General features: G+C 44.4%; 14 protein-coding genes. 7 read left to right on the forward strand and 7 right to left on the reverse strand.

Features of this window, described 5'->3' with window-relative positions; translation table 11 throughout:
* Window positions 1–67: 67 nt before the first annotated feature.
* On the reverse strand, window positions 68–2,026 hold the full coding sequence (locus tag GXP69_RS03240; protein ID WP_163912322.1) for a M1 family aminopeptidase: 1,959 nt from the start codon (window positions 2,024–2,026) through the stop codon (window positions 68–70).
* Between the two features lie 56 nt (window positions 2,027–2,082).
* Complete coding sequence (locus GXP69_RS03245) at window positions 2,083–2,970, reverse strand: TraB/GumN family protein (protein WP_163912324.1); 888 nt, start codon at window positions 2,968–2,970, stop codon at window positions 2,083–2,085.
* A gap of 129 nt (window positions 2,971–3,099) precedes the next feature.
* On the opposite strand from GXP69_RS03245, the gene GXP69_RS03250 reads away from it, so the two are divergent.
* The 6 genes from GXP69_RS03250 to GXP69_RS03275 all read left to right on the forward strand — a co-directional run bounded on the left by GXP69_RS03250 (window position 3,100) and on the right by GXP69_RS03275 (window position 14,272).
* The gene (locus GXP69_RS03250; protein WP_163912327.1) at window positions 3,100–3,912 is read left to right on the forward strand and encodes an MOSC domain-containing protein; all 813 of its coding nucleotides are present in this window, start codon (window positions 3,100–3,102) and stop codon (window positions 3,910–3,912) included.
* A 77-nt stretch (window positions 3,913–3,989) separates the two neighbouring features.
* Complete coding sequence (locus GXP69_RS03255) at window positions 3,990–4,952, forward strand: hypothetical protein (RefSeq protein ID WP_163912331.1); 963 nt, start codon at window positions 3,990–3,992, stop codon at window positions 4,950–4,952.
* 325 nt (window positions 4,953–5,277) lie between these two features.
* Window positions 5,278–8,439, forward strand: coding sequence for a SusC/RagA family TonB-linked outer membrane protein (locus tag GXP69_RS03260; protein WP_163912333.1), 3,162 nt, complete (start codon window positions 5,278–5,280; stop codon window positions 8,437–8,439).
* Window positions 8,440–8,460: 21 nt separating this feature from the next.
* A complete protein-coding gene (locus GXP69_RS03265) occupies window positions 8,461–9,927 on the forward strand; it encodes a RagB/SusD family nutrient uptake outer membrane protein (RefSeq protein WP_163912336.1) in 1,467 nt (488 codons plus the stop codon).
* A gap of 161 nt (window positions 9,928–10,088) precedes the next feature.
* The gene (locus GXP69_RS03270; RefSeq protein ID WP_163912339.1) at window positions 10,089–11,756 is read left to right on the forward strand and encodes an amidase; all 1,668 of its coding nucleotides are present in this window, start codon (window positions 10,089–10,091) and stop codon (window positions 11,754–11,756) included.
* Window positions 11,757–11,866: 110 nt separating this feature from the next.
* Window positions 11,867–14,272 (forward strand): prolyl oligopeptidase family serine peptidase, encoded by a 2,406-nt coding sequence (locus GXP69_RS03275; protein WP_163912341.1) that lies wholly within the window; start codon window positions 11,867–11,869, stop codon window positions 14,270–14,272.
* 74 nt (window positions 14,273–14,346) lie between these two features.
* On the opposite strand, the gene GXP69_RS03280 is transcribed toward GXP69_RS03275, so the two are convergent.
* Window positions 14,347–15,168 carry a phosphatase PAP2 family protein gene (locus tag GXP69_RS03280; protein WP_163912343.1) on the reverse strand — a complete coding sequence of 274 codons (822 nt, stop codon included), beginning with the start codon at window positions 15,166–15,168 and terminating at the stop codon, window positions 14,347–14,349.
* Between the two features lie 298 nt (window positions 15,169–15,466).
* On the opposite strand from GXP69_RS03280, the gene metK reads away from it, so the two are divergent.
* Window positions 15,467–16,771, forward strand: a complete 1,305-nt coding sequence (gene metK / locus GXP69_RS03285; protein ID WP_163912345.1) for a methionine adenosyltransferase — start codon at window positions 15,467–15,469, stop codon at window positions 16,769–16,771.
* A gap of 145 nt (window positions 16,772–16,916) precedes the next feature.
* Here the strand turns inward: metK and hpf are convergent, their stop codons facing one another.
* The 4 genes from hpf to GXP69_RS03305 form a co-directional block, all read right to left on the reverse strand.
* A complete protein-coding gene (gene hpf / locus GXP69_RS03290; protein WP_163912347.1) occupies window positions 16,917–17,216 on the reverse strand; it encodes a ribosome hibernation-promoting factor, HPF/YfiA family in 300 nt (99 codons plus the stop codon).
* A gap of 24 nt (window positions 17,217–17,240) precedes the next feature.
* Window positions 17,241–18,119 carry a tyrosine-type recombinase/integrase gene (locus tag GXP69_RS03295; RefSeq protein WP_163912349.1) on the reverse strand — a complete coding sequence of 293 codons (879 nt, stop codon included), beginning with the start codon at window positions 18,117–18,119 and terminating at the stop codon, window positions 17,241–17,243.
* A gap of 68 nt (window positions 18,120–18,187) precedes the next feature.
* Window positions 18,188–18,382 carry a 30S ribosomal protein S21 gene (gene rpsU / locus GXP69_RS03300; protein ID WP_163912351.1) on the reverse strand — a complete coding sequence of 65 codons (195 nt, stop codon included), beginning with the start codon at window positions 18,380–18,382 and terminating at the stop codon, window positions 18,188–18,190.
* A gap of 131 nt (window positions 18,383–18,513) precedes the next feature.
* Window positions 18,514–19,653 (reverse strand): acyl-CoA dehydrogenase family protein, encoded by a 1,140-nt coding sequence (locus GXP69_RS03305; protein ID WP_163912353.1) that lies wholly within the window; start codon window positions 19,651–19,653, stop codon window positions 18,514–18,516.
* Between the last annotated feature and the right edge of the window lie 188 nt (window positions 19,654–19,841).

Here is a 19,841-nt window from a genome sequence, read left to right on the forward strand (position 1 = left end):
CAAAGGTACTGCAGGATTCAGGAATAAGCACGATAAAGCTGAGGAATGCTCAACTGTAACTATAGTTCTATAGTTTGAGGAAGCTTGTAGTGGCTGTGGATCTTCCGTCAGATAAACGAACAAAGTAAAGCCCGGCAGGAAGTGTTGTTATTTCCAAAGGGATAGTAGCTTGCCCGCCTAATTTGTTAGTGCTCACTTTTCTGCCGATACGGTCGAAGATGATAACTTCTGTGGCTGCAAACGGAATATCAGTAATGGTGATGCTGTTTGTGCTGACAGGGTTGGGGTAAACTATAGGTTTGGTCTCTGGCTGTTGCAGGTTCGGGTCCTTAATTATCTGCCTTACTTCTTTCAGAATGTAATTGGCGGGGTCGATCTCAATAGAGGTAAAAGTTTCAGCCACCTCAAAAACAAAATACTGTACGGGTTGCTCCTGCGTAACACGTACGCTTTGTAGACCATTACTTGTCTGGAACTGGAACGTAACATCTGTCCTGAAGAACGGCGTATTCCCTGTTGCGGACTGTTGTAACTTCAGTATCAGTTTCTTACCTATCTGATTCCATTGCAGCGAAAACAATGGGTAACCTTCGCCTTCGTACCATTGCCTGAAAAAGTAGCCTAAGTCTTTGCCAGTTGTTTCTTCCATTACCTGCTGCAGGTCGGCGGTAGTGGCGGTTTTGCCACTGAATTTTGCCTGGTAATTCCGAAGGGCCTGAAAAAACAGTGCATCGTTGTTTATCTCGTGACGCAGCATGTGCACTACGGCAGCGCCCTTTTTGTAGGTCAGGTTATAGTTAAAGATCCGGCTTACATCCGTAGTGTCGGGTACACGCAGACTGCCCTTCATAGCTGTTTTGGCGCGACCGTGCGCATCGTTCATCCAGGTTTCAGCTTTTAAAGTTGATATTTGCTGTAGCGCCAGGTACTCGGCATACGATGCAAAGCCTTCGTTGAGCCAGATGTCTTGCCAGGTGGCGCAGGTTACATTGTCGCCAAACCACTGGTGAGCCAGTTCGTGTGCAGTTAAAGTAGTTGTAAAGGTGCTTTGGGTGGTCATGGTCTGGTGCTCCATGCCGCCTCCTATGGGCGCCATGCTATGCCCGTACTTTTCCGTGGCAAAGGGGTAAGGCGAGAACAACTCAGAAAAGTGCGCCATGAAAGATGCCGTGAGATCTATTTCTGGCTTAAAGACAGGCAGTGCCCCTTTGTAGATGTAGTTAACTATAGGTACCTGCTCAGATTTGCCCGGAATAGTAGCTATCTGCACATACTCATCATAGTCCGATACCGCAACTGATATGAGATAATAGGCGATGGGGTATCTGCTCTTCCAGTGATAGGCAACTTTACCATTAGGTAGTAACGTGGTGTTGGTAAGAACGCCGTTCGAGCCTGCTCTATTCTCAGCGCTTGTGGTAATGGTAACGTCTACTGAGTCAGCCTTGTCGGTTAGCACCTGTTTGGTAGGCCACCATTCGTAGGCAGCATAAGGTTCACTCAGGCTCCAGGTTACATCTGTGTTCCAGTTATCTAAGCGCGCAGTGTTAAAGCCGTTCCCTATAGCTGCGTTGCCACCGTTGGGTGCTGTGCCTCTATAGTTTATAACTACCTGAATGGCCCTGTGCGCAGCAGTCGGAGTGTTTAGCTGCACCCTTACATCGCTGCTATTGCGGGAAATGTTTTGTTGAGGCGCGCCGTCTATCGTTACCCCCTGGATAGTAAAATTGGGGTGCAGTTCAAACGCAAAAACCTGCAGCGGGTTTCCTTTAACTATAGCCGCTATAGTTACACTTCCCTCAATGTATACACTGTTACGCTCCAGCTTCAAGTCAAGACCATAAAACGTAACATCATAAAGGTTCATCAGCTGCTGATGTTCCGGCGAGGCTACTGCTGTTCTGGTTTGTTGCTGGAGGTGGCTTTGTGCACAATTATACTGTTCCTGTGCTTGTAGTTGTGCCACTGCCTGGTCGTACTGCAATACCACCAACAAAAAGAACAGCAGCTGTAGCAGTATTTTCATCGTGCATAACTATAGCAATGGCAGGAGGTAAGCCAATAGTCAGGTAAAATGTGCCGTTACTGCACAGGCACCACCGTATAGCCACGCTTGCGCAACAGCTCCAGCAAACCACTTTCACCGGTCAGGTGGCCGGCACCCACTGCAAAGAAAGTAGGTTGTATGCGAGCTTCGCGCTCCATTACAGGAATCCAGCGTTTATTTCGGTTCACTAAAAAAGCCTGCTCATATACGTGGTAGTCTTCGTCGTTATATTCTTCTCGCGAGAGCGCTTCCAGACCGCCGAGGTCTTGTTGCAGGTATAGTTTAACCATGTCCTGGTAGGTTTTACGTGCGTCATCCATATTGTTTACCATTTTGGTAAGCATACTGATCTGCACGCTTGCAGGCATCTGGTCTATGGCGTTCAGCTGCTCGCCAACAGTCTCCAGGCCTATAACTTCCTTGCCCTGCTGCTGTGCCAGTTTCATCAGGCTTTCTTCATAAGAGATAGCCTGGCATTCCGTTAGCTGCGAAAGCAACATCGAGTGCAGCATAAAGGGCTTCATTCGGTCCAATTGGGTTAAATCGAGGCTCATGGTCTGCATAAAGTAATTATGCAGTCTGTTGTAGTCCTGTTCCTCAAAAAAACTGCGCAGTGTAGTACCTTCCGGCAATACGGTGGCCTGCTGTAATTCGATCATAAAATTGGGGGCGTCCATATCCACCTCCAGCGAGAGCCTTTCAGTCTGGGCCATTTTTGTCTTTACAGTCTCTGTAAGTACAAAATTTTCGGGGCAAATGGCATGTATGGTGCCGAAGAGGTAAGATGGCTGCTTCAGACCCTGACCAGATATTTCCCAGAGGAGTGATTTTGGAAGTGGCGCTGCGTTTTGGGCATAAGCATAGGTGCCTGAACCTAGTGTGAGCCACAGCATCACAATCAGATAACGGTAAATTTGTCTCATAAAGATGCTATTTGTTCTGCTGTAAAGATAATAGTTTAATGCGAATATACTTCAGTATGAATACCTTTGTATAATCGGCTTTGCAATGCCGTTTTAACTTCCTAATTTCAGGTTATCCAATGCACTGCTATGGCTACTTACACGATCAGTAATATTTACATCTATCCCATAAAATCATTGGGAGGAATAAGTTTGCAACAGGCTCAGGTGCAGGAGCGCGGGCTGCAGTACGATAGACGATGGATGCTGGTTGATGAGCAGGGAAATTTTCTGACGCAGCGTGTGTATGCCCAGATGGCACTCTTGCAGGTAACGCTGCAGGATGGCGGACTGCTGGTGTCGCATAAGCAAAACCTTTTGTCGCCATTGTTCATTCCGTTTGAAACGCGCACCGAGAACATGGTAAAAGTAACCGTGTGGGATGACACCTGTACGGCCTATGAAGTAAATCATCATACATCGGGTTGGTTTTCAAAAGCCCTGGGAATGGTTGCCCGTTTGGTTTATATGCCCGATAACACGGAACGCCTTGTAGATACAAAATATGCGTTCGATAATGAGATTGTAAGCTTTGCCGATGCATATCCGTTCCTGATGATTGGGCAGGAGTCATTAAATAACCTGAACAGCAAACTACAGCGACCTGTGCCCATGAACCGCTTCCGGCCTAACCTGGTTTTTACCGGTGGCCAGCCACACGACGAAGATACCTGGAACACTTTCAATATTGGAAACATAACCTTCAGGGCTGCCAAGCCTTGCGCGCGCTGCGTGCTTACAACTATAGATCAAAGCACCGGCATAAAAGGGGCAGAGCCTTTACGAACACTAGCCAGTTATCGCACTCAAAACAATAAGGTCCTTTTTGGCCAGAACCTGGTGCATAGCGGTGAGGGTATTGTAAAAGTAGGAGACTCAATTACTGTCTTACAATGCAAATAAGTCAGGTTGCGCCCAAGCAGCAGTTTGTTTCTGCAAATCAGCCTTCCCTCTTTTATCGCATAACGGCACTATGGGCAATGAGCGAAGCATTTCTGGGTGGGGTACTGCATGCATTGCATCTGCCTGGTACCGGCTTATTTGTTGGCGGTGCATCTGTTCTTTGTATCAGCTTACTCTATTACTATTGTCCGTCGCGGGCAGCAATACTTAAGGCAACTGTTTTAGTTATATTGATTAAGGGAATGCTGAGCCCGCATACACCACCAACTGCTTACCTGGCTGTAGCAATTCAAGGAGGGCTTGGTTACCTCTTGTTTCAGAGCCGGTCCTACTATAAAACCAGCTGCTTTGTGTTGGGAGTAGTAACACAATTGCAGTCGGCATTGCAGCGTTTGGTGGTCATGTTAGTTGTGTTTGGTGCAGATCTATACCAGGTAGCACATGCATTTGTAAACTATATCTTAAAAAAAGCAGGCATGCCGGAAGGGGAGTATGTCTTATACATTGTGCTGGTTTACATCGGGGCACATGCACTGATGGGAATTCTGGTTGGTTGGCTGGCTGGCCGTTTGCCTGAAATACTGGAACGTAAACAACTATACTTGCAGCAGCAATTACAAGCCGTTGCGCATACTCCTATATATAATAGTGTATATACTTCAGAAATGAAAGCAAACCGGAAACGCAAGCTTCCTGTATCTATAGGTTTACTGGTTATCGGAATGCTGCTGGCGCTAGCGCTCTATTTAAATATAACACCGGAGCAACAGGTTTTTACGATTATAACACGTGCCCTACTTATATATATAGTGTGGTCGCAACTATTGCTGCCGCTCTTAAGCAGTATTATACGGAAATGGTCAAGTATCCAAAAAAGCCTGCTTGCAAAAGAGCTTGAACAGTTGCTAGCTTTATTCCCTTTTGTTAGACAGCAGGTGCAACTTTCCTGGAAGGCTATTCCAGCCTCAGCCCCACTTTATAAAAAACTTATCTCCTACCCACCTCTTTGCTTGGCTGCCGTTGTGCAAACTTCCAATTAGTTTATTTTATTGTATTCTGTTTATAATAGATTGTGCCTAATATTTTGGGCCGTTTTTACGGCTGTTAATATTTAAAAAGGTATATATTTTTATAGTTTTCTATTATACACTATAAATAAGGTAATTAGTGAAACGTATTATCTTTTAAGTGAACAGATAATAACATCGCGTGTAAAACCTTTGGAAAAGTTATATATTCAATTGAAATAATATAATAATTAAATTTTTTAGAAGAAATAAAACGGGAAGTGTTTTGAAATTTGGTAGACGTGGGTATATTTGGTACACAAACTAATCTATAACTATTTATTTAACACAAATTCACATGAAGAAGAGTTTACTGCTCAGTTTCATTTTTGTGTTTGCGCTTGTGGTACAAGTGCTGGCACAAAATCGGACAGTAACGGGTAAGGTGACAGACCAGGATACTGGTCAAGGTCTGCCTGGCGTATCTGTTGTTGTAAAAGGCACTACTACTGGTACTGCTACAGGGGTGGATGGTTCGTTTACGCTAAGCGTTCCAGCAAATGCCAATACCCTTGTATTCAGATACATTGGCTATGCTAACCAGGAAGTTGCAATTGGTTCAAACAGCACAGTTAATGTGGCGTTAGCTCCTGATGCTAAAATGCTTTCTGAAGTTGTAGTGCAGGTTCCTTATGGTACAGTAGCAAAAACAGCATTTACTGGTGCTGAAGCAACTGTAAGCAGCAAGACTATCGAGCGTCAGCAGGTAACTTCAGTTACTAAAGTGCTTGAAGGTCTTGTACCAGGTATTCAGACTACAAACGGTGGTGGTGGTCCTGGTTCAAACGCGGATATCCGTGTTCGTGGTATCGGTTCTATCTACTCAAGCAGCGCTCCACTTTACGTAGTGGATGGTATTCCTTTCAGTGGTACACTTCAGTCTATCTCTACAGATGATATCGAGACTGTAACTGTACTGAAAGATGCTGCTGCTTCTGCACTTTACGGTGCTCGTGCTGCTAACGGTGTGATCATGATCACTACTAAAAGAGGTAAAAAAGGAAAACCAAGCATTGCTGTTAACATGAAGAGAGGTATCTCTGAGCGTGGTATTCCTGAGTACGATCGCGTGAGCTCACAAGAATATTACGAAGTAATGTGGGAGGCTATGCGTAATGCAACACTTCGCGTTAAAAACCCTTCAACAGGCGTAAACTATACAATGAATGAAGCTAATCAGTATGCTTCTGCTAACATTGTAGGTCAAGGCCTTGTTTACAATCCATTCAACGTGCCTAACAACCAGGTGATTGATGCTACTACAGGCAAACTGAACCCAAGCGCACGTCTGCTTTACCAAGACAACTGGTCTGATGCGCTTTTCCAGCAGGCTGACAGAACAGACTTAGGTGTAAACATCTCTGGTGGTGCTGAAAACAGCGACTATTACCTGTCTGTAAACTACATCAACGAAGATGGTATTGCTAAATTCTCTAGCTACGATCGTCTTGGTCTGCGTGCTAACATCAATACACAGGTTAACGACTGGTTAAAAACTGGTATCAACATCGCAGGTAACGTATCAGAGAACCAAGGTAACTTCTCTACTGGTACTTCTACTTCAAACCCATTCTATTTCTCTCGTTACATGGGTCCTATCTACCCTGTATGGCTGCGTGATGGTGAAGGTAACTTCATTAAAGATCCTGCTACTGGTCAGAATGCTTTTGACTGGGGTGGTGGTAGCTATGCTCCTATGGGCGTAAGACCATATGCACCTAATGCCAACCTGCTTGGTACACTGGCGCTGGATGATAACTCAATGAGAAGAACAGAAGGTACTGGTAATGCTTATGCTGAAATTAAGTTCTTGAAAGACTTTACTTTCAAAACTACTTTCGGTGGTAACTACTATAATGGCTTCAGCACTGGCTACCAGAACTCACAGTTTGGTGATGCTCAGAACGTAGCTGGTCGTTCTACTAAAACTGATACAAGAACACTTTCTTATACCCTGAACCAGGTATTAACGTGGAACAAAACGTTCGGTGACCACAGCTTCAACTTCTTGGCTGGTCATGAAAACTACTGGTGGGAATCAAGAAACGTAACTGCTACAAGAACTGGCTTCCCATTCCCAGGCACTACTGAACTTTCATCTGCTGCAACAATTACTGGTGGTTCATCAGGTATAGATGAGCACAGAATTGAAGGTTACTTTACACAATTAGGCTATAGCTTCGCAGATAAATACTTATTATCAGCTAGCTACAGAAGAGATGGTACTTCAAGATTCTACAAAGATTCACGTTGGGGTAACTTCTACTCAATCGGTGCGGGCTGGAGAATCTCTGAAGAGAACTTCATGACAGCTGACTGGATTGATGAATTAAAACTTAGAGGTAGCTACGGTGAGCAAGGTAACGAAGGAACTCCAAGCTACTACCAGTGGCAGGGTCTGTACTCGCTGGGCTGGAACAACGTGAACGCTCCGGGTGCTATCGTATCTTCACTTCCTGCATATGACCTGCAGTGGGAAACTAACGCCAACTTCAACATTGGTGCTGACTTCAGATTCTTCAACAAACTGGAAGGTACAGTAGAATACTTCCAGCGTGTGTCTGATAACCTGCTATTCGCTGTTCCAACTCCTTACTCAACAGGTGGTCTGGATATGTGGAAGAACATTGGTACTATGAAGAATAAAGGTTGGGAGTTACAGTTAGGCTACAACGCTATCTCTACTTCAGACTTCGATTGGAGAGTTGACCTGAACCTAACGAGCTATAACAACGAAATCACAAGCATGCCAAATGCAAGACCAATTGTAGATGGTACTAAGAGAATGGCAGAAGGCCGTGGTCGTTATGACTTCTGGTTACGTGAATTCTACGGTGTAGATCCAAACAATGGTGATGCCCTTTACCGTGCAGACCCAAAGTTGTACAAAGCAAACGATCCTGAGTTCCAGATCATCAACGGTGATACAGTGTCTAACAACATTAACCGTGGTAAATACAGCTACCATGGAACTGCTATCCCTGATCTGACAGGTGGTTTATCTAACTCATTCAGATACAAGAACTTTGACTTTGCAGTACTAGCTACATTCCAGGTTGGCGGTAAGTTCTACGATAATAACTATGCTAGCTTAATGCACAGAGGTTCTTATGGTACACACTTCAGCAAAGACATCCTGAAGAGATGGCAGAAGCCAGGTGACATCACTGATGTTCCAAGACTACAGCAAGGTGTTACATTACAGGATGGTCAGTCTACAAGATGGTTATTTGATGCTTCTTACCTGAACATCAAGAACATCAACCTGGGTTATACAATACCTGCTGCTTTAACTTCTAAGCTGAACGTAAGCAATGTTAGAGCATTCGTTTCTGTAGATAACGCGGTTATCTTAACTAAGAACGAAGGTATGGACCCACAGCGTAGCTTTGCAGGTACATCAGATTTCTCTTACCCTGTAATGCGTACTTACACAATTGGCCTAAATGCTAACTTTTAGTCAAGATTATTTTAATTAGATATGAAGAATATATTTAAAAAAGCACTCCCGTTAGCACTGGCAGTTGTTGTGCTAACAGGTTGCGAGAAGGAATATTTAGATACTAGCCCTGCTTCTCAAGTACCAAATGAGCAGGTGTTTGCTACCACTGCAGGTGCAACAGTAGCTCTGAACGGTATCTACAGATCAATGTGGACCAGCTGGGATGGCAACCACGATACATTTGGCCAGAAGGGCTTAGATGTAACGATGGATATGATGGGAACAGATGTTCTTACGCCAAGCAGAGGTTACGGGTGGTTTGTGAATGATTACAATCATAACTCCATCTCAACTGCAACTGCAACATCGAAATCAGGATGGGCTTGGAGATATTACTATAGAGTAATCAACAACTCAAACCTGATCATTGCTAACATCGACAAAGCTACAGGTGACCCGGCAAGAAAAGAGTATATTAAAGGTAACGCGCTTGCCCTTAGAGCTCACTCTTACTTCTACCTGATTAACCTGTTCCAGCATACTTACAAAGGGCATGAAAATGCACCAGGTGTGCCACTTTACACAGAGCCTACCACTGTAGGTAAAGGTAGAGGAACAGTTCAGGAAGTTTACAACCAGATCATTGCTGACCTTACAGAGGCAGAAAGACTACTGGAAGGTAAAACGAAAGATCACGTGTCTCACATCAATGCTGCTACTGCTAAAGGTATCCATGCACGCGTAGCGCTTCAGATGGAAGATTATCCAAAAGCTGCTCAGAAAGCAAGAGAAGCACGTCAGGGTTATACGCCAATGACAGCTGCTAACTATCAGGCAGGCTTTGGTAGACCAAACTCTGAGTGGATGTGGGGTCTTGAGATTCCAAACGATCAGGCTACTATCTATGCATCTTTCTTCTCGCATATGGCGAACACTGCTGCTGGTTATGCCGGTTTAGGTAGCCAGAAAATTGTACTGAAAGATCTATACGATGCAATGTCAGCTACTGATGCCCGTAAAGCACTTGTGTTTGCACCTGTTGCAGATAACAAAGGTACTTACCCGAACTATTCTTCTCTGAAGTTCCGTCTTCCGGTTACTGGTTCATGGGCAGCTGATTATGTAATGATGAGAGCTGGTGAAATGTACCTGATCGAAGCTGAAGCACTTGCCAGAACTGGTGATGCACAGGCTGCTACTGTACTTGAGACGTTCATCAAAACAAGAGATGCTAACTATACAATCCCTACTACTAGAACGCTGTTAGAAGAGATCCTTCTGCAGAGAAGAATCGAGCTGTGGGGTGAAGGTTTCTCTCTACTTGACCTGAAGCGTCTGAACAAGAAACTGGTTAGACCAACAGGTTCTCCAGCTAATGGTCTGCACCTGGCTTCTTTAGCTGTGGTTACAGAGCGTGATATCACTGATCCTAAGATTCTATTCAGAATTCCACAGGATGAGATCGATACGAACGACGAGATCGATGCAGCTGATCAGAACCCTTAATAGGTTCTAGCTATAACAAAAGGCCACTCCCAAAAGGAGTGGCCTTTTTATTTGAAGTCAATCCAAGTAACTATAGTACTGCAGTCATGATGAAGAAAGTCAGTAATGTGTTTCAAAAAGATTGGTAAGCTGCTTATATTTAGGTACTAAACTATAGCGTAATGAACCATAAACTGAAATTAACACTACTTGCTGCCACTTGCTTTAGCCTGGGAGCTTATGCTACAAAGCTGGCAGAAGATAAAATTACAGTACAAATGTTGCAGCAGGCGCAACAGCTTTTTGGTCTTAATTTCAATGCCTCGCAGTTAGATTCTGCTACTTCAGAGCTTCAGGATTTCAGGGAGGGTTATGAGCGTATCCGGAAAGTTGAATTGCCGAATAACGTTACTCCGGCAATAACTTTCAATCCAATACCAGTAGGGTTTAAGTGGCCGTCCGATAAAGATGCTTTTAAAGTGGATGAGCTCAAGAAAGTAAAGCTTCCGGCAAATAAGGAGGACCTTGCCTACTACAGTATACCACAACTGGCTGCTTTACTTAAATCAAAACAGATCACATCAGTAGAGCTTACAACGTTTTACCTAGACAGGTTGAAGCAATATGGTCCGAAACTGGAGTGTGTAACTACGCTAACAGAGGAACTAGCATTGCAACAAGCGCGGAAGGCTGACAAGGAAATTAAAGCTGGCAAGTATAAAGGAATGTTGCATGGAATACCTTTCGGTGTAAAAGATCTGCTTGCAACCAGAAACTATAATACTACCTGGGGTGCAGCACCTTACAAAGATCAGCAGATAGATATGGACGCTACTGTAGTTGAGCGTTTACAGAATGCCGGCGGCGTGTTAGTGGCTAAGCTTACGCTGGGCGAACTTGCTATGGGTGATGTATGGTATGGCGGCAAAACAAAATCTCCGTGGGATTTAAGCAGGGGTTCCAGTGGTTCGTCGGCTGGTTCTGCTGCTGCTGTTGCTGCCGGTCTGCTTCCTTATGCTATCGGTACAGAAACCTTGGGATCTATTGTTTCTCCATCTACGGCATGTGGTACTACAGGCCTGAGACCAACTTTTGGGCGTGTTAGCCGGTATGGTGCAATGGCATTGAGCTGGAGCATGGATAAGATTGGGCCTATAACGAGGTCTGCGGAAGATGCAGCTATAGTTTTTAATGCCATTTATGGTCCTGATGGTAACGACTTATCTGTTTATGATGCACCGTTCAACTATAGCAATAAGATTGATGTTAAAAAACTGCGTGTAGGATACCTGAAAAAAGACTTCGAGCGCAAATATGCCTTCCAGGAAAATGACCTGGCAGCGCTGGAAGTACTTAAAAAAGCCGGAATTGAGTTAGTGCCCATTGAATTGCCTGATCTGCCGGTGAACGATCTGATCATGACGATTTCGGTGGAAGGCGCAGCTGCTTTTGATGAATTGACCAGAAGTGGGCGTGACAACGAGCTTAAACAACAACATAAAAATGCCTGGCCTAATATCTTCCGATCGGGCAGGTTTATTCCGGCAGTGGAGTATATTCAGGCTCAGCGTGTTAGAACACTATTAGTGCAGCAGATGCACGGGAAGCTCAAAGACATAGATGTGTACATCAGTCCATCATTTGGTAGCAGCAACCTGGTTGTAACTAACCTTACTGGTCACCCATGTGTGGTAGTACCAACCGGATCACAGAAAAACGGCATGCCTACAACTATAACTTTTATAGGCAAACTGTTCGGGGAGGCCGAGGCGTTGGCACTGGCTAAACTATACCAGGACTTAACGCCGCACGACGAAAAGCGCCCGACTGCTTTTCTGGCAAAGCAATAAACTATAGGCGCTGGTCTTTATAAAGTCCCGGTTTGCAGGTTTATACTTGAGAAATCGGGACTTTTCTTCTAAATTCAATTCCAAATCACCCTATACAAACTATAACCAACATGTTTTTAAAGAAAAAAGCCATAGCTATAGCTGTACTAAGTATAGTTGTGGCAGGTGGTGTACAGGCGCAGACAAAAGCCAACGAACTCAGCGTTGAGAAGATCATGCGCGACCCCAAATGGATCGGTACATCGCCTAGCAACGTTTTCTGGTCAGAAGACAGCCGGAATATCTACTTTAGCTGGAACCCAGATGGCAACCGTAAAGATTCGCTTTATGTGGTTGGCACAGATGGTAAAACTATAAAAAAGGTAACTGCCGCAACCCGTCGTAGCCTGCCATCTCAGTTCGGAGCCTATAACAAATCCAAAAGCAGAAAAGTATTTGAGAAAAACGGTGACATTTACCTGCTAGACATAAAGAGCGGCAAAACTACACGCGTAACCAATACAGTTGAGCGTGAAAGTAACCCGGGCTTTACTTTTGATGAACAGGAAATAACCTTTATCCGGGATAATAACTTATATGCCTGGACCATTGCTAATGGCCAACTCGCGCAACTCACTGATTTCAGAAGAGGAAGAAAGCCTGCTGATGGTGAAGAAAAGGACCCACAGCGTGTATGGCTACGCAAACAACAACTGGAGCTTTTGCAGATTGTAAGAGAGCGCGAAGCAGACAAGGCTGCAGCAAAGAAACAGCAACTGGCAGATGCTCCGTCACGACCACTGGAAATTTACCTGGATGAGAAGCAGGTAAGTAGCATTGTGCTTAGCCCGGATGAGCGCTTTATTACCTATAGTTTGATCAGCAGACCAAGGAATGCGAAAATAACTATAGTTCCGGATTTCGTAACCAGCTCAGGCTACACAGAAGATATCAATACCCGCACAAAGGTGGGGGATGCGCAGAGCACGTACGAGTTCTTTGTATACGACACGCATAAGGACACTACATTTGCTGTTACCCTGAAAGACGTAGAAGGTATTTACGATGTGCCGGTTTACCAGCTGGAGCAGAATAAAAAAGCGAGCATAGCTAAAGATGTAGCTGATGCCAAAAGCAAGAGGGCAGAAATGCGAGCTTCAACAATATACGGCCCTTATTGGTCTGAGAATGGAAAGCATGCTATAGTTGTTGCCCGCGCTGCCGATAATAAAGACCGTTGGATATTGGCACTGGACCCGGCTACCGGCGCATTGGACCTGCTCGACCGTCAGCATGATGATGCCTGGATAAACGGACCTGGGATCAGTTATGGTGCAGGTGATATTGGCTGGATGCCGGATAATGAATCAGTGTGGTTCCATTCAGAAGAGAGCGGTTATTCACACCTGTATGCGGTGAATGTAAGAACAGGACAAAAGAAAGCTCTTACAAGCGGTAAGTTTGAAGTATCTGATGTACAACTTTCAAAAGATAAAAAGCACTTCTATTTTACTGCTAACAAGATACACCCGGGAGAGCGGCACTTTTATAAAATGCCGGTTAACGGCGGCGAGATGGTGCAGCTAACAACGCAGCCTGGTGCTTATGAAGTGCAGTTATCACCGGATGAGAAGATGCTGGCTTACCGGTATTCCTATAGTAACAAGCCGTGGGAACTTTACCTGATGGAGAACAAGAAGGGAGCAAAACCACGCCAGGTAACCAGCTCGCTAACAGACGAATTTAAAGCATACAACTGGCGCGATCCTGAAGTAATATCGTTTAAAGCAGAAGATGGTGTTGATGTTTATGCCCGTCTCTACCAGCCGGAGAATAAAAAAGAAAAGGGACCAGCTGTAATATTTGTACACGGTGCCGGTTACCTTCAGAATGCACACAAATGGTGGAGTAGCTACTTCAGAGAATACATGTTCCATAACTTCCTGGTAGATCAGGGCTATACAGTACTTGATATCGATTATAGGGGCAGCGCCGGTTATGGCCGTGATGTACGAACAGGTATTTACCAGTTTATGGGTGGCAAAGACCTGAGCGACCATGTAGATGGTGCTAAGCTATTGGTTGAAAAATATAATGTTGATCCTAAAAAGATTGGTATTTATGGTGGCTCTTATGGTGGCTTTATTACACTTATGGCAATGTTCACAGAGCCGGATGTATTTGCGGCAGGTGCTGCGCTGCGTTCTGTTACCGATTGGGCACACTATAACCACGGTTATACTTCCAACATTCTGAACACACCGCAAACCGATAGCCTGGCATATGCCAAAAGCTCACCTATTTACTATGCCGAAGGGCTGAAAGGTGCTTTGCTGATTTGCCACGGCATGGTGGATACAAACGTGCACTTCCAGGATGTGGTACGTTTAACCCAGCGCCTGATCGAACTTGGAAAAGATAACTGGGAGTTAGCGGTATATCCTATAGAAGACCACGGTTTTACAGAGCCAGCCAGTTGGACAGATGAATACAAGCGTATTTATAAGCTGTTTGAAGAGAACCTAAAGGACAAGTAAACTATAACACACTATAAATGAAAAGGCACGGTAGCTATAGTTACCGTGCCTTTATTTTTTTGTACAAGCATGTATTAGAATCTATAGCTGACCACAGCACCTTGCGTGGCAGTTCCATCAAAAGTTGGAATAAGCGTAGGAGTAAGCGAAATACCTGAATTATTAGATTTTTTGTGTAGCTGCGGAATAAGTATTCCTGTTGCAGCCCCAACCGTATAGCCGATCAGGTTATCGCTCAGGAAGTGCTTACCTGCTTCCAGGCGCAGGTAACCTACCGTTGCAGGCACAACTGCGGCAGCTGCCCAAACATAAGGACGGGCAGGAGAATCGGGGTTAAAATCGTGGAAAACCTTGGCGGCAAAAAATGTTGCGGCTGCTGTAGCAGCAGTATGGCCAGCAAAAAAAGAGTTCTGGGCATTTGCTTCTGTTCTTTTATGCATGGGCACGTTGGGGTTATATACCAAAGGACGGGCGCGCTCCACACTACCGTTTGTCATTGTAAAAAGAGCACCGGTTACAGCCATGGTCTCCACGTATAGTACCATTACCTGTCCTGCTTTACTGCCAACATTATCGTTCAATAACATAACCACTGGCATAGCAAACGAGCCATAGAACGGGAAATCGCTTATTTTTTTAGCGTTAACGCTATAGTTACCGGCACCAAAACGGTCAAATGAATTTACGTCATTTTTGCTCAGGCTTAATACTTCTTCTTCTGTGAAGCCTGTCTTGTCCTGCATCAGTTTCAGACCGTAGGCGCTCAATCCCATACCCGCTACTATAACGGGTGCATCTACCGCAAATTTTGTCCTGTATGGGGAGTCATTATTCTGCGCCCAGGCAGGGCCGGATAAAATGGTAAAGATCAGTAAGAATGATAGTATATTTTTCATGTAAATAAGGTTCGTTATATGTGAATATGTTAAGCTTTGAAACGCGGCCTTATTTAAAAAGTTTTGTACTATAGCAAGCCCAACTTAGAATGCAACCTCATCCAGATGTTAGAATAGCGCATTTTTATTGGCTGCAAACTATAACTAACTATAGGATAACTCCGTATTGCGCCCATAGTAGTACCTGCTACATCAAGGTTAAATCCCCGATAATTTTAAGTGTGCCGGATTTGTTTTAGCTTTGCAACCACAAACAGCCGCAAAGGCTATAGTTTCAATCGACATAAAATTATAAACAATGCCATATTTATTCACTTCTGAGTCAGTGTCAGAAGGACACCCTGATAAAGTGGCGGATCAGATATCCGATGCACTTTTAGATGAATTCTTAAAGCAGGACCCGCAGTCTAAAGTTGCCTGCGAAACACTGGTAACTACCGGCCTAGTTGTATTAAGCGGCGAAGTTAAATCTGAAGCTTATGTAGATGTGCAGAAGGTAGCCCGCGACGTAATCAAGCGTATCGGTTATACCAAATCTGAATATATGTTTGATGCGGATGCCTGCGGTATCATTTCTGCTATTCATGAACAGTCAGCAGATATTAACCAGGGTGTAGAACGCGCAAACCCGGAAGAGCAGGGGGCCGGTGACCAAGGCATGATGTTCGGATATGCAACGAACGAAACAGATAACTACATGCCGTTGGCACTTAGCATTTCGCACTTGCTGCTGGAGGAACTTGCTGCTATTCGCAAAGAAGGGAAAGAGATGACCTATCTGCGTCCGGATGCTAAGTCCCAGGTTACAATTCGCTATAATGATAACCATGTGCCTGAGAAGATCGATACAATCGTAATCTCAACACAGCACGACGAATTTATACTTCCGGAAAGCAACACCTCTGAAGCGAAGGACAAAGCTGAAAGAGAAATGGTGGCTAAGATCAAGGAAGATGTGGACAATATCCTGATGCCACGTGTACTGAAGCAGTTGCCAGAGCGTATCCAGAAGCTGTTTAACTCAGATATCATTTACCACATTAACCCTACCGGTAAGTTTGTAATTGGTGGCCCGCACGGCGATACTGGTTTAACTGGCCGTAAAATTATAGTTGATACTTATGGCGGTAAAGGTGCACACGGTGGTGGTGCGTTCTCTGGTAAGGATTCTTCTAAAGTAGACCGTTCTGCTGCGTATGCTGCACGCCACATTGCCAAGAACCTGGTAGCTGCAGGTGTTGCAGATCAGGCGCTGGTGCAGGTAGCTTATGCAATTGGTGTTGCCAAGCCGGTTGGCTTATATGTTACGACGTATGGCTCTACTAAGGTTAAAGATGCCAATGGTAATATCATGAGCGATGGCGAGATAGCAGAAAAAGTAAACAAGCTTTTTGATATGCGTCCTTATGCTATAGTTCAGCGTTTCGGTCTGCAGAATCCGATCTTCGCTGAGACAGCTGCTTATGGTCACATGGGCCGAGTGCCAGGCAAGAAAACAGTAGAGCTTTCAGTAAATGGTCATAAAGAGACTAAAGAGTTTGAAACATTTACCTGGGAGAAGCTGGATTACGTGGATAAGATCAAACAAGAGTTCGGTCTATAGTTTTAAACTATAGTTACTATAAAACAAAAGCGCCTGCTATAGTTAGCAGGCGCTTTTGTTTATGATTTTCTCGCTAGAGTTCGTCACTTTAGAAGACATTCATAATTTTTAATTTCTAATTCATAATTGGAATGCCTGGCATTCCCTAGTGTGCCATTTGCTTTTGCTTATATCTTTTAAGCTGGCGGCGCATGGCTTCTACGGCAGCATCGGCGGCAGCTTCAAAAGAAGGGGCATTCTCTTCAGAGTATAGGGTGGCACCAGGTACAAATAGTTTCAACTCTATAGTTTTTGTGTTAATACCGTCGCTATTGTTATGTTTTATGAATACTTCGCCTTCCACAATACGATCGTAAAAGGTTTCGAGCTTGTCTACTTTCTGCTGTATAAAATTGGTCAGCTTTTGGTCTGCTTCGAAGTGGATGGAATGCATCTGTAGCTTCATAGTCGTAAAATTTATTGGTTTAACTTATGCTTTAGGATGAGCTTTCTCGAAAATCGATTTAAGCTTCTCAATAGAGTTGTGTGTATATACCTGCGTTGCCGCCAGACTGGCATGCCCGAGTAAGTCTTTGATCGCGTTCAGGTCTGCTCCCTTATTAAGCAGGTGTGTAGCAAACGAATGCCGCAGCACGTGCGGGCTGTTATGTTCTGAAGTGGTGATCAAGCTGATGTACTTTTTAACTACTCGGTAAATAAACTTCGGGTATAGTGGGCGTGCTTTAGTTGTAACGAGCAGCTTTTCAGAATTGTTATTTCCGAATTCAGTTTTCTTGTGCTGCAGGTATGCTTCTATGCTTTGCCATAAAGAGTCATTTATCGGGATAATTCGTTCCTTATTGCCTTTTCCGAGCACTCTAACGGTTCGCTGATAAGTGTCTATATCTGATTTAGTTATGCCTATCAATTCCGACAGACGCATGCCTGTGCCATACAGAAATTCAAGTATCATACGGTCGCGTTGTCCTTCAAATGTGTTTTCAAACTCGAAGCTATCCAGCAACTGGTTAAAGGATTCTTCGGGCACAAAGGCAGGAAGCTTTTTAGAAACCTTGGGCGCTTTAATGCGCAGCATGGGGTTTACAGCAATGCGTTGCTGTGACAGCAGGAATTTATAGTAAGAGCGCAGGCAGGCTATTTTACGGTTAATAGACCGTGGCTGTATGTTTTGATGTACCAATGAGAGTATCCAGGAACGGATAATGGTATGATCGGCCTGGGCCGCATCGGTAATTTCGTAAGTCTGGAGTAAGTAACCAGCGAATTGCCCCAGATCTGTGTGGTAAGAGGTAAGGGTGTGCGGGCTGTACCGCTTTTCGTACTGTAGGTACTTAAAAAATAGATCCATAAATTAGTATAGCCGCCGGTAAAGCAGCTATACTAATTTATGGAAAAATATATTAATTCGAAAACGAATTAGTAGTTCTCTTTCGCGAACAGAGATTGCTTGTATTTCGCTCTATCCTTCTGCTTTCTCTTAGATACAGATGGTTTCTCAAAGAAAGTTCTGGCTCTCAGCTCTTTCAACACACCAGTTCTTTCGAACTTCTTCTTGAATCTCTTTAATGCACGGTCTACAGACTCGTTATCTTTTACGTTTACAATAATCATGTCTTTTCTTTCGCTTCTCTTGGAATTAGGGTTGCAAATTTAACAAACTTCTGAGTTAAAAGTCAACTCTTTATTCAATTTAAAATTTATGATACTTAAAATGTTCAGGTCTAAGCATTTAAAATGCTTTTTTACTTCAGTATGGCTCTCGAAATTACAAGCTTCTGTATCTCGCTTGTGCCTTCGCCAATAGTGCAAAGCTTGGCATCGCGGTAATATTTCTCGGCAGGGTAGTCTTTGGTAAAACCGTAACCGCCAAATATCTGCACGCCCTCGTTGGCAACTCTAACCGATACTTCAGAAGCATATAGTTTGGCCATTGCCGATTCCTTGTTCACATTCAAACCGCGGTTCTTCATATCGGCTGCCTGGTAGGTAAGCAAAGCGGCTGCTTCAATTTCAGTGGCCATATCTGCCAGCTTGAACGCAATACCCTGGAACGACGAGATTGGCTTGTTAAACTGGCTACGCTCTTTAGAATAGTTAAGCGCCGCTTCGAAAGCACCCTGCGCTATACCCAACGACAAGGCCGCAATAGAAATACGGCCGCCATCTAACACTTTCATAGCCTGTATGAAGCCTTCGCCAACGTTGCCTAATATCTGGCTTTTGTGCACGCGGCAATCCTGGAAAATAAGCTCTGTAGTTTCGGAAGCGCGCATGCCCAGTTTGTCTTCTTTGCGACCAGCGCTAAAGCCCCGTGTACCCTTCTCAATTATGAACGCCGTCATGCCATGTGAGTCGCCTACCTCGCCGGTACGAACTATAACTACCGCTACATTACCGGTTTTACCGTGTGTGATAAAGTTTTTAGCACCATTAATCACATAGTAATCACCATCTTCAACGGCAACGGTACGCATGTTGCCGGCATCAGAACCTGTGTTTGGTTCCGTTAAGCCCCAGGCACCGATCCACTCGGCAGTTGCCAGCTTTGGCAGGTATTTCTGTTTCTGTTCTTCGTTACCAAATTGCAGAATGTGGCCGGTACATAGCGAGTTGTGTGCTGCCATTGATAAACCGATTGAACCGTCGATCTTCGACAGCTCGGCAATTGCAGTTACGTATTCCAGATAGCCAAAACCAGAACCACCGTATTCGGTTGGTACCAGCACGCCCATCAGGCCCAGTTCACCCAGCTTTTTGAACACCTCCACTGGAAACTCCTGGCTTTCGTCCCACTCCATCATCTTAGGTTTGATGTGTCTGGCACCAAAGTCACGCACCATGTCGGCGATCATGCGCTGGTTCTCTGTATATTTTAATTCCATTATAGTTTGATTGTAGGGTTGTGAGTCGCGTATATAACGGTTTTAAGAACCGTATGTTCACAAAGCTATATATTTAAAGGCAAACTGACAATTTAGATGGGGTAAACGAAGGCACAATAAAGAGGTTAAGTATAACTTGCAGCGTGTTTGCTTATTTTGAAAGCGCATTTAATTTGCGTTATTTTGAA

This window comes from Pontibacter burrus, from assembly GCF_010686685.1.
GTDB lineage: Bacteria > Bacteroidota > Bacteroidia > Cytophagales > Hymenobacteraceae > Pontibacter > Pontibacter burrus.